Origin of the sequence: Ensifer sp. 2TAB8, from assembly GCF_052115125.1 — a bacterium.
Classification (GTDB): Bacteria; Pseudomonadota; Alphaproteobacteria; order Rhizobiales; family Rhizobiaceae; genus Ensifer.
The window spans coordinates 1-15,226 of record NZ_JBFRGB010000003.1 but is presented as its reverse complement, the minus strand read 5'-3'; the positions used below and the strand labels follow the sequence as shown (position 1 = coordinate 15,226).

Sequence of the window (15,226 nt, the reverse complement as noted above, 5' to 3'; positions counted from 1 at the left end):
CGCGTGACGCTGCCTCCTGCCCTATTGCTCCCCCCATCGTCCGCATGTCCTCTCCTCCCCTGTTTCAGCCTTGGCGCGGCATCCACCAGCCGGTGCGCGGCCCCATATGCATGTTGAGCGTCTTGGTCTCGGTGTAATCCTCGACCGAATGCCGGCCGAGTTCACGGCCGAGGCCGGACTGGCGATAACCGCCGAAGGGCAGTTCGGACGCACCGTCCATGAAGGTGTTCATCCAGATGGTCCCGGCGCGCACACGGCGGCCGATCGTCAGGCAGGTGTCGAAGTCGCGGCTCCAGACGCCGGCCGAAAGGCCGTAGTCGATCGCATTGGCGATGCGGATCGCCTCCTCGGTCGTTTCGAAGGTCAACACCGAAAGAACCGGACCAAAGACTTCCTCGCGCGCCACCGCCATGTCCGGTCGCACGGCCGAAAGGATCGTCGGCTCCATGAACTGGCCCATGCCCAGATCGAGCGCCGTGCCGCCATGGGCGACCGCTGCACCGTCCTTGGAAGCGGCAGAAACATAGCCGGCGATCTTTTCCAGATGCTGCGGCGTGATGATCGCGCCGACCTGTGTTTCCGGGTCGAGCGGATCGCCGACCTTCACCTTGGCCGAGAGCTCGGCGATGCGGCGCGTGACCTCGTCGGCGATATCGCGATGCAGGATCAGCCGCGAGCCGGCATTGCAGCATTCGCCGGCATTGAAATAGGCGCCAAACACGGCGGCATCGATGAATTCGTCGAGATTGGCGTCCGGGAAGACGATCTGCGGGTTCTTGCCGCCGAGTTCGAGCGACACCTTCTTCAGGGTTTGGGCGGCATTGGCCATGGTCAGGCGGCCGACGCCGGTCGAGCCGGTAAAGGACACCATGTCGACATCCGGATGCGTCGTCATCGGCGCACCGACCTCCGGCCCCGTGCCGGTGATGATGTTGACGACACCGGCGGGCACACCGGCTGCTTCCAGGATTTCACCGAGCAGCAGAGTCGAGGCCGAGGTCAGTTCCGACGGCTTGACGACAGTGGTGCAGCCCGCCGCAAGCGCAAAAGGAAACTTCTGGCTGACGATCAGGAACGGGAAGTTCCAGGGCGTGATGATCGAGACGACACCGATCGCCTCGCGCAGCACGACGCCAAGCGTGCCGTCACCGAGCGTGTTGTAGCTTTCGCCATGCAGATCGCGGGCGAGAGCTGCGGCGTAACGCCAGATATCGGCGGCACCGCCGAGTTCGCCCTTGGCTTGGCTGATCGGCTTGCCGGATTCGATCGCATCGAGATAGGCGAGTTCATCAGCACGCTCGGCAATGATGTCAGCGGCGCGCAGCAGCACCAGCGAGCGCTGCGATGCGGTCATGCGCGGCCAGGTGCCTTCATCGAAAGCGCGGCGGGCCGCAGCAATCGCCTTTTTGGCGTCGGCCTTGGTGCCCGCCTGATAGCGGCTGACGACGACGCCATGACCGGGCGCCACACGCTCGATCGTGCGCCCTTCGGCACTGTCCACCCATTTGCCGTCGATCAGCATCTGGAAGGCGCGGACCTTATGATCGCCGAGCGCCTTGGGTTTCACGAGCACGGTCATTACCATTCTCCCTTGAATTGGGCTTCACGCTTCTGCGAGAACGCGGCGACACCTTCCTTGAGGTCACCGGTCTTGGCGACGAGGATCGAGCCGAGCGCTTCGACCGCGGATCCGTTGTCTTCGCCATTTGCCGAAGCGAGCATCAGTTTCGAAATTTCGAGCGCCGCAGGTCCGCGCTTGGCGACGCGCGCCGCATAGTCACGGGCAGCGGTCAGCACCGTGCCGGTCTCGACGACGGCATCGACCAGGCCTTCCCTGAGAGCCGCCTCGGCGGTGAACATCTCGCCGCCAAGCACCATGCGCCTGATAATCTGGGCGCCAAAGCGAGAGACGAGACGCTGCGTGCCCGACCAGCCGGGCACCATGCCGAGGCTCGTCTCCGGCAGGCCGATCTTGATCTGCACTTCCGCCAAACGGATATCGGCGGCCGCCGCTAGCTCCAGCCCGCCGCCAAGCGCGTGGCCGTTGAGGGCCGCGATGACAGGCATTCGCAGCGTCGCCAGGCGCTCGAACACACGATGACCGAAGCGCACCCAGTCATGCCCGAAGGCAGGCGGATCCATGCCGCCCCAGGCCTTGATGTCGCCGCCGGCCGAAAACGCCTTGCCCTCGCCGGTCAGGATGACAACGCGTATATTGCGATCGGCCTCGACCGCATCGCAAGCGGATGCCAGCGCCTTCAGCATGTCGATGTCAAAGGCATTGAGCTTGTCCGAACGGGCAACCGTCATGGTCGCGATCGATCCATCGACCTCGATGCGGATACGGCCTTCAGCCACGGTCGCCTCCCCCAATCCGGCGCGCCGGCTTCTTCGGCAGTTCCAATCCGATCAGCGCTTCCGCAAAAAGCGTCGCGTCCATGGTCTTCAGCCTGTCGGAAACGATCAGCGGGAATTCCGACTGGTCGAGAACATGGGCCTGAAGATCGACGCCGGGCGCGATCTCCGTGAGCATGACGCCCTCAGGCGTCAGCTTCATCACGCAGCGTTCGGTCACATACGTGATGTCCTGGCCCTGCTCGATGCCGCGACGGCCCGAGAAGGTGACGTGCTCGACTTCGTTGACCAGCTTCTTGAGCTTGCCTTCCTTCTCGATCACCAGCTTGCCATAGGCGATCGAAAGCTTGGCACCGGCATTGAACATGCCGGAGAAGACGATCTTCTTTGCCCGCGCGGTGATGTCGACGAAACCGCCGGCGCCGGCCGTCACATGCGGACGGAAGGAGAGTTTTGACACGTTGACCGAGCCGCTGCGGTCGATCTCGAGGAAGGAAAGCAGCGAGGCATCGAAGCCAGCGCCCTGGAAATAGGTGAACTGGTAGGGCGAGGGCATGAAGGCATCGGCGTTGGAAGCGCAGCCGAAGGCGAAATCGAGCAACGGCACGCCGCCGACGGCACCCTGCTCTATCACCCAGGTAACGGCACCGTGCAGGCCTTCTTCGAGCAGGATACGTGGCACATTGGCCGAAATGCCGAAACCGAGATTGACCGCGCTGCCGGCCTCGAGTTCCTGCGCCACACGACGGGCAATGACCTTCTGGATGTTGAATTCCGGCACGCGGAAGCTCTCGAGCGGTCGGAAGATCTCGCCTGAAATCGCCGGATCATAGAGCGTCTGGGTTGTCTGCTTCTGGTCGGGATCGACGACGACGTAATCCACCAGCACGCCCGGCACCCGCACGTCGTGCGGCTTCAGCGAACCTTCCTTGGTGATGCGCTTGACCTGGGCAATGACGATGCCGCCATTGTTGCGGGCCGCGAGCGCCTGGTCGAGGCCGCCGAGATAGGCGCCCTCGTGCTCATAGGTGAGGTTGCCGCGCTCGTCCGCGGTCGTCGCGCGGATGATTGCCACCTGCGGCGCAATCGCCTTGAAGTAGAGCCAGTCCTCACCCTCGAACGAGACCTTCTTCACCACGGGTTCGGCCGCAGCCGAAGCATTCATGGCGCAGCCTTCACGCGACGGATCGACGAAGGTGTCGAGACCGACCTTGGTCATCACCCCCGGCCGCTTGGCTGCGGCCTCGCGGTGCATGTCGAACAGGATGCCGGAGGGCACGTTGTAGGCAGCCACTTCGTCAGCGCCGATCATCTGCCAGATCAGCGGCGGCTCTGCACTCGACGGGCCGGAAGGATAGGAACCGCCGATGATTTTTTTCAGCAGGCCTTTCCTGGCGATGTAGTCAACGCCCCTGATGCCGCTCATGTCGCCGGCGGCAATCGGGTGCAGCGTCGTCAGATCGCGCGGATGGCCGGTCGTCTCGAAGCGCTCGCCGATCGCCTTCAGCATCAGGTCGGGGCAGCCGAGGCCACTGGACGAGGAGACCGAAACCACCGCGCCATCCGGGATCAGGGCCGCCGCTTCGGCCGGCGAGATATGCTTGTTCATCGACATCAGTTCAAAGTCCCGTTTCGATCGCCACGGCCTGGCCGGTAGCAGCGGCCTTGACGACCGCAAGACCCGTTGCCAACGACCAGACGCCGTCTTCGCCTGTCGCCGAAGGACGGCCTTCGCCTCTGACGGCGGCATGGAAGGCGGAAAGCGCGGTTTCGTAGAGATTGCGATGGTCGAGCGACAGCTCGGTCTCGCCATCGGCATTGCGCAGCGTCACGGTTCCGACCGGCCGCTGGGTCATGACCTTGCGGCCGATCAGCGACCCCTCGGTGCCATGCACTTCGAGACCCGTATCAGCAAAGCGCACGGTAAAGGCATCGTGGAACTGGGCGATGACGCCAGAGCGGAAGTGGAGCACGCCCATGACCCCGTCTTCCAGGCCTTCCTTGCCCATGCCGGCGCTGTGGCTGATGGCAACCGCTTCGATCGGGTCATCATTGAGAATGAAGCGCAGCGTATCGGCATCGTGCACTGTGATGTCGAGGATGACGCCGCCGCCGGCATCCGGCCGCTCCAGTCGCCAGCCCTGCAGATGCGGCGGCAGATAGACCGCGTGGAAAACGCGCGCGGCAATCGGCCGCCCAATTTTGCCCTCGGCGATCGCATCACGCATGGCGCGATGGGTGGCGGCGTTGCGCAGGTGGTGATTGGTGGCAAGCACGACGCCCGCCTCCTGCGCCGCCGTCACCATCTCGCGCGCATCCTCGAGCGTCATCGCCAGCGGCTTTTCGCAGAGCACATGCTTGCCGGCGGCAATCGCCGCCAGCGTCTGCTCGCGATGCAACTCGTTGGTGGTCGAGACATAGACGGCATCGACGTCGGGATCGCCGACCAGATCGGCGACCAAGGTCACCGACTTGGCGATGCCGTTCTCTTCGGCGTAAGCCACACCGCGCTCGGTGCTGGTGCTCATGACGGAGACAACCTCGCCTCCAGCGGCGCGGATTGCGCCGATCACCCATTCACGCGCAATCGTGCTTGCGCCGATCAGACCCCACCGCGTCATGCCAATGCCTCCCTTTTTCTTTCAACCGCAGCACCGCAGCTCTGGCGGACGACGAGACGGACAGAACCGACGATTGCCTCGGGCTCGGCCTTCCCGGCCTTGATCTGCTTCAAAAGCAATTCGGCAGCGCGCTGGCCCATGCCTTGCGGGTCGACGGAAACCGTCGTCAGTGCCGGCACGGCGGTTTTCGCCTCAATCACGTCGTCGAAGCCGATGACGGCGAAATCGGCACCCGGCTCTAGGCGCCGGGCCCTCAGGCCATCACAGACGCCGAAAGCGACCGCATCATTGAAGCAAAGTGCGGCCGTCGGCCGGTCGGCGAGCATCATCGCCTGCTCCACCGCCGTCACACCGCCGGCACGCGACGGCGCCGAACCGATGATCAGCGCGTCGGAAACCGCAATGCCGGCCTCGATAAGGGCGTCGCGATAGCCGCGCATGCGCGCCTCGAAGACGGCGGTATCCGGAAAACCGCCGAGGAAGGCGATGCGCTGGTGGCCGCGTTCGATCAAATGCCTGACGGCAGCCATGGCGCCGGCGTGATTGTCGGAAGTCAGTGAAGAAACTTGGGCGCCGGCAATGTCGCGAACGACCAGCACGACCGGCATGCCGCTCGCAACCAGCGGCGCAAGGTCGGCCGCTTCCGTGCCGCGCGCCGGCGAGACGATTAGCCCGGAAACGCCGTGTTCGCGCATCGAGGCCACCACTTCGCGCTGCCGCTCGATCTTTTCACCCGTGTTGGCGAGGAACTGAACGAAGCCGGCCGATTGCACGACGGTATCGACGCCGACAGCCAATTCCGCAAAGAAGCTGTTGGTCAGGTCGTTGACGACGATGCCGATGATCTTGGACTTCGCCTGGCGAAGATTGGCGGCGCTGCGGTTATAGACATAGCCGAGATCACGGATGGCGGCATTCACCTTGGCGCGCGTCGCCTCGTTGACGAGCGAACTGCCCTGGAGAACGAGCGACACGGTCGACTTCGACACGCCGGCGGCGCGCGCAATATCGATGACCGTTACCCTCTCCTTAACCACAGCATCCTCCCGAATTCTCTTGCCTGCTTTCCTCTTTCATAATTGGAACGTTCCAATTCAGTCAAGAGTTGGCCGATCACTTTTTTCTCTCCCGGGGACGAAGATCGCGAAGCCATGACGCCCAGAGGCGACGTTTCCTTGAGCGTCTTCGTCAATAAATAATATTAAAAACAATATTATAACGTCGTAATACCGATCGCCGAAGAAGCACGCCGCCTCATCCGAAAAACATTGCCGCTTGCCATTTGGAACGATCCAAAGTATTTCAAGGCAAACTTCCGCGGAGGAACCGACCCCAATGACAAGCCTGACGCTGCCGCGCCAAGACGGCTCGCTTGAACAGTATCGCCTGACCGGAACGCCGATCGAGCGGCCCGGGACTCCACCGACCTTCAACCGCATCGCCTATGCGGCCGCCCATGTGGTCTCGGATCCGCTCCGGGATCTTGATCCCTGGGGCAATCCGGCGATCGACTGGGACGCGACCATGGCGTTTCGCCATCACCTCTGGGGCCTGGGCTTCAAGATCGCCGAGGCGATGGACACTGCCCAGCGCGGCATGGGGCTGCCCTGGGCAGGCGCGCAGCAGTTGATCCGCCGCTCTCTTACCGAAGCGCGGCAGGTGCCGGGCGCCGATCTTGCCTGCGGCGCCGGCACCGATCATCTGGCCCCGACCGATGCACGATCGCTGGACGACGTGATCGCCGCCTACGAGGAACAGGTCGGTTTCGTCGAAGACGAGGGGGGCAGGGCGATCATGATGGCAAGCCGGGCGCTGGCCCGCGTCGCCCGTTCCGCCGACGACTATCGCCATGTCTATGGCCGCATCCTCGGCCAGACCAGGCACAAGGTGGTGCTGCACTGGCTCGGCGACATGTTCGATCCGCAGCTTCGGGGCTACTGGGGTTCGGAGAATTTCGACCAGGCGCTCGATACGGTGCTGTCGATCATCGAGGTCAACCGCGACAAGGTTGAGGGCATCAAGATCTCGCTGCTCGACAACACCAAGGAAGTGGCACTGCGCAATCGCCTGCCCGAAGGGGTGCTCTGCTTCACCGGCGACGACTTCAACTATGCCGAACTGATCGAAGGCGACGGCACGAAGTATAGCCACGCGCTGCTCGGCATCTTCGATGCGGTGGCGCCATCTGCCTCCAAGGCCTTGGCGGCGCTGGCCAAGGGTGATCTCGCGACCTTCCGCGGCGTGATCGAGCCGACCGTGCCTCTGTCCCGCAAGATCTTCGAGGCGCCGACACAGTATTACAAGGCCGGCGTCGTTTTGCTGGCCTGGCTGAACGGCCACCAGCGCCACTTCACCATGCCCGCGGGCATGCAGTCCGCACGCGGGGTGCTGCACTACTCGGACATCTTCCGCCTCGCCGACCGAGCCAATGTGCTCGACCGGCCGGAACTGGCGGCAGAGAGAATGAAAAGCCTGCTATCGACCCTCGGCGTGGACCAAAGCGCTTGAGAGAGAGGGGCGCTTGAGAATAGACGGACGGCGCCCGGGAAGGCGCCGTCTGTTCTCGATCGGAAGCCGGCAGGGACCGGCCACCGGATCAGAATGTCGCCGTCAGGCTCATCCAGAAGCGACGGCCTTCCATGACCGTGTTGAAGTCGGTCTCCTCGACCTCCTTGTCGAAGAGATTGTAGACGGCGGCGTTCAGCGTCAGGCCCTCGCCGACATCGTATTTCGTACCGATATCGACGGTCGTGTAGGCGTCGTATCTGCGCCCCTGCTGGCCGTTGATGGTTACCGGCTTGCCGTTGGTGCCGATGCGCGGGCCGGCGGCGATCTCCTCGCCGTGATAGTTGACCGAGGCCCAGGCTTCGAGCCCCTCCACCGGCGTGTACCAATCGGCCCTGAGATTGGCCATGTGCTCCGGTGTGCGCGCCAGCGGGAAGCCGGCAAAGGTGCCGGTCTTTTGTTCCGACTGCGTATAGGTGTAGCTGGCGCGTAGCGTCAGATCGGCCGTCGCATTCCAGGTCGCCGTCAGTTCCACGCCCTGAATGATCGCATCGTCGATGTTGTAGTTGTACCAGAGGCGGTAGTTCGGATCCTCGCTCCAGCGCACCGGATTTCCGGCCGAATCCAGCACCATCGAGTTGGAAATCTTGTCCCTGAAATCCGTGTAGAAGTAGGTGCCGCCGAGGATGACGTCGCCATTGTCCCACACGGCGCCGATTTCATAGCTGGTGCTCGATTCGGCCTTGAGGTTCGGGTCGGCGATGATCACGCCGCAGGTGCCGGTCGGACCGTAGGAGCAACCGCCACCGCCGGTGGTGTAGGCATAGCCCGGGGCGATGCTGCGGATATCGGGCGCGCGGAAGCCGGTGGAGACGCCGCCCTTCACCGTCAGCATGTCGGTCGCGTTCCAGACGCCGTAAATGCGCGGGCTGAGGTGGTAGCCATACTCCTGATGGTGATCGAGACGCAGGCCCGTGGTCAGCGCAAAATTATCGACCATGCGCCATTCATCCTCGGCAAAAAGCGCCCATTGCGTCGCCGAGAAAGTCTCGTTCAGTCCKGTTCGCCGGCCCGGGTTCTGGTCGGAGAGCCGCGCCTCGAAATATTGCCCGCCGGTCACCAGCGTGTGGCTGCCGCCGAGATCGAAGGGGGTTGTAAACTTGCCGTCGACGACGGTGTTGCGCACTTCGGGCGCGCGTGGCTGCTTGACGAAACGGCCATCCGCCTGGCTGTAGTTATAGTTCCGCCGCTCCGCCCATTCCTGAAGGATCGAGAAGTCAGACGTCGTCGGGCCCCAACGTCCGATGTGGGAGAACGACCAGTGATCGCGGTCGTTGTCGTTGTAGGTGCTGACCGCGCGCGGTCCGGGCTCGATCGTCCTGCCGATATTCGCATCGCGGCGAAGCCGCGCTGTCCCACCTTCGAGGAAGAAGTCGTGGTCCTCGTTCGGCGTGTAGGCAAGCCGGGCCGTCAGGTCGTGCTCCTTCGACCCGGTAATGCCGGAAAGGAACCTGTCCTCGCTGCGCTTCAGGCCGCGGCCCCAGATCTGCACGCCGAGTGTGTCTTTCAGGATCGGACCGCTGGTATAGAACGACAGTTGCCCCGAATTGCCGAACTGCCTGTGCTGCTGCATCGTGCCGTCGGTGGTGACCGAGCCGGTCCAGCTATCCGAGACCTTGCGGGTGATGACGTTGATGACCCCGCCCATGGCATCGGAACCATAGAGCGACGACATCGGGCCACGGACGATCTCGATGCGCTCGATGGCGGCGGCCGGCGGGATGAAGCTCTGCTCGAAACCGGAATTGCCGTTGGTGCGGGCGTCGCGTGTGCTCTGGCGCTTTCCGTCGACGAGAATCAGCGTGTAGGAGCCGGGCAGGCCGCGGATGAAGATGTCGCGCTCGTTGGCGACACCTGTCACCGCCACCCCTTGCGCGTCGCGAAGCGCATCGGTGAGATCGCGGAACGACCGCTTCTGTAAGTCCTCGCCCGTGATCACCGTGATACTCGCAGGTGCATCCTTGACGTTCTGCTCGAACCCGGTCGCTGTAACGACGATCTGCTCGAGCTCGGTCGCCTTCTCCCTGTCCTTTTCCTTGGCCTTCTGCGCCAGCGCCTCCACCGGCATCGTCAGCGCCGTGCCGGCAAGGCAGGCGCCGACGAAGCGACGTGACCATCCGGCCGAGCCGCACCGGTTCCGGCGGGTTCCTCGTCCCCGACGATCAGTTTCCGTTGCAAGCCCCATCCGCTTCATCATCTTCGCCCCACATATATCTTGAGTAATACACTCCACTTAGTTATTGGCGAAGCAGACGGTCAATGACGCTGTTTTGGAACCGTTCCAAATACGAAACGACGCAAAACAGCGCCCGCGAATATGCCGGATGGGACTGAAAGGCAGGACGGAACCATGGCGAAAGCAGCAGCAAGCGTGACAGGAGGCGGGTCGGCCCCGAACGAACGCCAGACCGATCTGGGCAAGCTGCGGCTGCTCGTGGCGCTCGATGCGCTGCTTCGGGAAAACAGCGTCAGCCGTGCCGCTTCAAGCGTCGGTCTTCAGCCCTCGGCAATGAGCCGCTTGCTCGGTCAATTGCGTGAGGACTATGCCGATCCTCTGTTCCTGCGCACCGGTCATGGCCTGCGCCCGACACCGCTTGCCGAGTCGCTGCGGCTGCGCGTGCGCGCTCTTGCCGCAGAAGCCGAAGCCCTGCTTGCCGCCCAGCCCGATGACGCCGCATCCGCCCCGGTACAGACGAGCCATACCGGCTGGGGACGGCGGGCCCTAACCGATGCGCCTCCACTGGCCGTCCGTCCGAGCCGTCTGCTTGAGGGTGAGCCAGCGCCTGAACAATTCGCCGCAAAACTAGCGGAGATTGGCGATGACGCCACCCCTGAGCGGCGCCTTGCCCGCTGCATAGCGACCGTCGGAACCGGCGCAGGCCGCAGCCGGCCGCTAAGTGAAAGTGAAGCTGAAGATGCGCTGGCGGTCATCCTTGCCGGCGAGGCGGACCCGGTACAGATCGGCGCGCTGATGACGGTACTGCACTATCGCGGGCCGACAGCGGTCGAAGTGGCTGGTTTCGTGCGCGCCATGCGCCACCATATCGGCGCGATCGAGCCGGGTAGCGGCGTCGCCGATCTCGACTGGCCCTGCTACCTCTCGCCGAAACTAAAGACTGCACCCTGGTTCCTGCATGCGGCGCGCCTTGTCGCTGAAGCCGGTCATCGCATCGTGCTGCACGGGAACTATGGTGAGGACAACGAGGAACGGCACAAGCTCGAGATCGCCGCTTCCGCGGCCGGAATCCCGATCTGCGCATCGATCGCGGCGACAAAGTCAGCGCTTGCATCGACAGGTATCGCCTATCTGCCGCTGTCTGCGTTTGCGCCGCAAATCTATCGCTTGCTGGGGCTCTATCGGCTGATGGAGATGCGCATGCCGTTGAACGCCGCCATTCACCTCATCAATCCGATGGGCGGGCGGGCAAGCCTGCTCGGCGTCGCCAATCCCTCGAGCCGCACGCTTAGCCGCGACATCGCCATGCTGCTCGGCACGAGAGAGCTGACGATCCTCGGTAACACCCGCGACCACGCCGAGTTCACGCCCTATCGCCAGACGCCGCTATTCCGCCTTGTCGGCGGAGAAGTCTCCGACCTCATCATTCCGGCGGGGATTGCACCGCGGGCCGAGCCGCGCACGGGTCTCAGCAGTCGCGAATACTGGCAGGCAGTCTGGACCGGTGCTGCCCGCGACGAACGCGCCGAAACGATCATCATCACAACGGCGGCTGCCGCCCTCATCAGTCTCCGCAATCATGACGACTTCGAGGCAGCTTGCGAGACGGCGCGGGGACTTTGGAACAACCGATCACGCCGGATGGCGTGATCGGAGATTGGCGCCGCTCAGGCGGCCAGACCTTTCTTGGCCARCATCGCATCCGGGCTCGGCAGCTTGCCGCGGAAGGCCTTGTAGGCATCTTCCGGATCGATCGAGCCGCCGACCGAATAGATGTTGTCTTTGAGGCGAGCGGCCACGGCCGGATCGAAGGCGTTGCCGGTTTCCTCGAAGGCCGCGAAGGCGTCGGCGTCGAGCACTTCCGACCACATGTAGGAATAGTAGCCGGCCGAGTAGCCGTCGCCCGAGAAGACGTGCAGGAAGTGTGGGCTGCGGTGACGCATGACGATGGATTTCGGCATGCCGATCTCGTCGAGCTTCTTGGCTTCGAGCGCCATCGGTTCCGTCGTCACTTCAGCCGTGTGATAGGCCATGTCGACCAGCGCGGACGAGGTGAACTCGACCGTTGCAAAGCCGGAGTTGAAGGTTCGTGCCGCCAACACCTTGTCGAGCAGCGTCTGCGGCATCGGCTCACCGGTCTGGTAATGCACCGCGTAACGCTTGAGGATCTCCGGCACCGTCAGCCAGTGTTCGTAAAGCTGCGACGGCAGCTCGACGAAGTCGCGCGAGACGCCCGTGCCGGAAACCGAAGGATAGGTGACGTTGGATAGCATGCCATGCAATGCGTGTCCGAACTCGTGGAAGAGCGTGCGGGCATCATCGAGCGACAACAGCGCCGGCTTGCCTTCGGCGGGCTTGGCGAAATTGCAGACGTTGTAGATGATCGGCAGCTCGCCTTCCGCGCCGTTCTTCAGCTTGAGCTTGTGCTGGGACTGGAACGAACTCATCCAGGCGCCGGAACGCTTCGATGACCGGGCGAAATAGTCGCCGAGAAACAGTGCCACCAGCTTGCCGGATGCGTCCTTGATCTCGAAGACACGCACGTCGGGATGGTAGGCGGCAATGCCCTTCTTCTCCGTGGCTGTAATGCCGAACAGGCGTGTGGCAACGTCGAAGCAGGCCTCGATGATCTTTTCCAGCTGCAGATAGGGCTTGAGTTCGCCTTCGGAGAAATTGAACTTCTCGGCCCGGAGCTTCTCGGCGTAGTGGCGCCAGTCCCACGGCATGACGTCGTGATTGCGCCCTTCGTCGGCAACGAGCCGGGCGAGCTCAGCCTCTTCCTCGCGAGCGCGGGCAACGGCCTTTTCCCAGACCTGCATCAAGAGGCCGTTCACGGCGGCGGGTGTCTTCGCCATGGTGTCGTCGAGCTTCAGCGATGCGAAGTTTTCATAACCGAGCAGCTTCGCCTTTTCGGCCCGCAGCGCCAGCATCTCGGCGATCAGCCCGCGATTGTCGGTGTCGCCGCCGTTTTCACCGCGCGCGATCCAGGCGCGGAAGGCTTGCTCACGAAGCTCGCGATTGTCGGAGAAGGTCAGGAACGGCTCGATGATCGAGCGCGACAAGGTGACCGCGTATTTCCCCTTCTGTCCGCGATCTTCGGCGACCGCCGCCATGGCGTCGCGCAGGAAGTCCGGCACGCCGGCGAGCTGATCCTCGCTCTCGAGGAACAGGACCCAGTTCTTCTCGTCGGCCAGCACGTTCTGGCCGAACCTGGCGCCGATACCGGCGAGTTTCTCGTTGATCGCTGCCAGCCGCTCCTGCTCGGGCTTTGCGAGCTTCGCGCCGGACTTGACGAAACCCTTCCAATGCCGTTCGAGCACGCGCGTCGCTTCAAGATCGAGGCCAAGCCCTGCGCGCCCTTCCCACAGCGTGTCGATGCGCTTGAACAGCGCTGCGTTCATGCCGATCTTCGAGTAGTGCCGCGACATCTTCGGGGCGATGTCGCGTTCCAGCGCCTGGATTGTCTCGTTGGTGTCGGCGCCGGCCTTGTTCCAGAAGATCGAGGATACGCGCGAAAGTCCGTCGCCGGCGATTTCCAGCGCAACGATGGTATTCTCGAAGGTGGGCGCCGCAGGGTTTCCGGCAATCGCGTCGATCTCCGCTTCATGTTCCCTGAAAGCGGCTTCGAAAGCCGGGGCGAAATCCTCGTCCTTGACCAGATCGAAGCGCGGCAGGCCCTCATGGCCGGTCCATGACGTGAGCGCGGGATTGAGCGGGGTGCTGGTGGTCATCTGAAATCCTTTCGCATGCGATCCGGCTTATGACCGGGGAGGGGGCCGCCGACCCATGACATCAGGAAGCGGCGAAAATGAAGGTGGTTGTCGGCGGGATTACCGTCAAGGTTTACGCAGACCGAGAAGGCCAGGGGCGGCGTGCCAGATGGCCTGGAGGGCGAAGCCCATGAAAAGGAGACCGGAGAGCCTGACGATCGCCAGTTCGTGGCGGCGATAGAAGCGCCGCACCACCGAAGCGCCGATGATGACGATGAGGATCAGGTCGGCGACGAGAAAGCCGATGAGCGAAACGCCAAGCAGCGCCGGAAGCGCATCGAAATCGAGCGCGTTGGCGGAACCGGCAAGCAGCGCCGTAAAGGTGGCGAGCGCGACCGGATAGCCTTTGGGATTGGTGAGCCCGAAGATCAGCCCACGCCGCAAGGGGCGCTCGACCGTCAGCAACGCCCGGTTCTCGCCGGCGGGCCGTGCCCGCAGCGCCGTCCAGCCGATCCAGCCGAGATAGACACCGCAGAAGAGGCCGAGAATATCAAAGATCGTGCTACCGACCGAACGCGCGCCGACAATCGCGACCAGCGCCAGCGTCGACCAGAGAATGTCACCGGCAAGATGTCCGCCCATGAACAAGGCGCCCGCCTTGCGCCCCTGGCCGGCGCCGATACCGAGCAGGGCCAGGAAGGCGGGGCCCGGAATGAGCGTGTAGGAGAGGGCGGCGAGAAAGGCTCCGATCAGCAGCGTCTCGGACATGGCATATTCCTGATTGTATCGTCGGCATTCGATCCCGCAGCACCGATTCCGTCAAGAGAAAAGCAAGGCTTTCGATGCCGGCCGTGGCACTGGCGGAATGGGGCGGTGGCTCGCCCCATTCCTTGCATCCTCCTTGCGCTGCCGACCGCTAGGCGGTCACCGTCCGCGACCGCGGCCGACAAAGGTCAGGGCATCGATGGTCGCCTGCATTATCGCCGTTACGGCGCGGATGAATTTCCGCATGATTGCGCTCCTCTCCCGGTGGGTGAGCCTGCCCTCGGGCACGCTCGCACCGGCAGCATTCCATCTGCCCGCGCAACCGCCTGTTTCTCCGGGAACGCACGGCCAACGCGGACGCACAAATCTTTCGTCGGAATGATTTCCCTCGACACGAAGTTGCGCTAAGAACGCGCCCGGCAGCGCCCGTGCGCCTGTTCAGACGCATCAGGGCCGCTGCAGAAGTTCAAAGGGCTGCATGTTTCCTTAAATCGACTGCGATTTCAGGAGACATGCAGCCGGTTTTCCCCGCGAGAAGGACTATCCATGACTGTGCGCAACCTCTTCCTTCTGCCCGGCGACGGCATCGGCCCGGAAGCCATGGCGGAAGTCCGCAAAATCATCGCCTATATGAATGCCGAGCTTTCAGCCGGCTTCGTGACGGACGAGGGCCTGGTCGGCGGTTCGGCCTATGACGCCCACGGCCAGGCGATCTCGGAAGAGGACATGAAGAAGGCGCTGGCCGCCGATGCGGTGCTGTTCGGCGCTGTCGGTGGTCCGAAGTGGGATGCGGTGCCTTATGAGGTTCGCCCGGAAGCCGGTCTGCTGCGTCTGCGCAAGGATCTCGAACTCTTCGCCAACCTGCGCCCGGCGATCTGCTACCCAGCGCTGGCCGCCGCTTCCTCGCTGAAACCGGAACTGGTCGAGGGCCTCGACATCCTGATCGTGCGCGAACTGACCGGTGGCGTCTATTTCGGCGAACCGAAGGAGATCATCGATCTCGGCAACGGCCAGAAGCGCGGCATCGACACCCA

Annotated in this window: 11 protein-coding genes; 3 read left to right on the top strand and 8 right to left on the bottom strand. The window is 63.5% G+C overall.

From position 1 onward, the window contains the following. Positions 1-64: 64 nt before the first annotated feature. The 5 genes from AB4Z53_RS08120 to AB4Z53_RS08100 are packed head-to-tail and all read right to left on the bottom strand — an operon-like array spanning position 65 to position 6,013. Positions 65-1,579, bottom strand: coding sequence for an aldehyde dehydrogenase family protein (locus AB4Z53_RS08120; RefSeq protein ID WP_441595517.1), 1,515 nt, complete (start codon positions 1,577-1,579; stop codon positions 65-67). Beyond that, positions 1,579-2,358, bottom strand: coding sequence for an enoyl-CoA hydratase/isomerase family protein (locus AB4Z53_RS08115; RefSeq protein ID WP_441595516.1), 780 nt, complete (start codon positions 2,356-2,358; stop codon positions 1,579-1,581). Before AB4Z53_RS08115 ends, AB4Z53_RS08120 begins: the two co-directional genes overlap by 1 nt. Then, positions 2,351-3,970 carry an acyl CoA:acetate/3-ketoacid CoA transferase gene (locus AB4Z53_RS08110; protein ID WP_441595515.1) on the bottom strand — a complete coding sequence of 540 codons (1,620 nt, stop codon included), beginning with the start codon at positions 3,968-3,970 and terminating at the stop codon, positions 2,351-2,353. Before AB4Z53_RS08110 ends, AB4Z53_RS08115 begins: the two co-directional genes overlap by 8 nt. Positions 3,971-3,974: 4 nt before the next feature. Then, positions 3,975-4,976, bottom strand: coding sequence for a Gfo/Idh/MocA family protein (locus AB4Z53_RS08105; protein WP_441595514.1), 1,002 nt, complete (start codon positions 4,974-4,976; stop codon positions 3,975-3,977). Then, positions 4,973-6,013, bottom strand: a complete 1,041-nt coding sequence (locus tag AB4Z53_RS08100; protein WP_291157105.1) for a LacI family DNA-binding transcriptional regulator — start codon at positions 6,011-6,013, stop codon at positions 4,973-4,975. Before AB4Z53_RS08100 ends, AB4Z53_RS08105 begins: the two co-directional genes overlap by 4 nt. 298 nt (positions 6,014-6,311) lie before the next feature. On the opposite strand from AB4Z53_RS08100, the gene AB4Z53_RS08095 reads away from it, so the two are divergent. After that, positions 6,312-7,484, top strand: coding sequence for a dihydrodipicolinate synthase family protein (locus AB4Z53_RS08095; protein ID WP_441595513.1), 1,173 nt, complete (start codon positions 6,312-6,314; stop codon positions 7,482-7,484). 88 nt (positions 7,485-7,572) lie between these two features. On the opposite strand, the gene AB4Z53_RS08090 is transcribed toward AB4Z53_RS08095, so the two are convergent. Continuing rightward, positions 7,573-9,609, bottom strand: a complete 2,037-nt coding sequence (locus AB4Z53_RS08090; RefSeq protein WP_441595641.1) for a TonB-dependent receptor domain-containing protein — start codon at positions 9,607-9,609, stop codon at positions 7,573-7,575. 282 nt (positions 9,610-9,891) lie between these two features. On the opposite strand from AB4Z53_RS08090, the gene AB4Z53_RS08085 reads away from it, so the two are divergent. Further along, positions 9,892-11,367, top strand: a complete 1,476-nt coding sequence (locus AB4Z53_RS08085) for a glycosyl transferase family protein (protein ID WP_441595512.1) — start codon at positions 9,892-9,894, stop codon at positions 11,365-11,367. A gap of 17 nt (positions 11,368-11,384) precedes the next feature. Here AB4Z53_RS08085 and AB4Z53_RS08080 read toward each other — a convergent pair whose 3' ends face one another. Next, on the bottom strand, positions 11,385-13,448 hold the full coding sequence (locus AB4Z53_RS08080) for a M3 family metallopeptidase (RefSeq protein ID WP_441595511.1): 2,064 nt from the start codon (positions 13,446-13,448) through the stop codon (positions 11,385-11,387). 105 nt (positions 13,449-13,553) lie between these two features. Next, positions 13,554-14,195: a LysE family translocator gene (locus AB4Z53_RS08075; RefSeq protein WP_223725923.1), complete on the bottom strand. Its 642-nt coding sequence runs from the start codon at positions 14,193-14,195 to the stop codon at positions 13,554-13,556. Positions 14,196-14,738: 543 nt separating this feature from the next. On the opposite strand from AB4Z53_RS08075, the gene AB4Z53_RS08070 reads away from it, so the two are divergent. Continuing rightward, the coding region (locus tag AB4Z53_RS08070; RefSeq protein ID WP_441595510.1) for an isocitrate/isopropylmalate family dehydrogenase at positions 14,739-15,226 on the top strand (488 nt) is incomplete at its 3' end.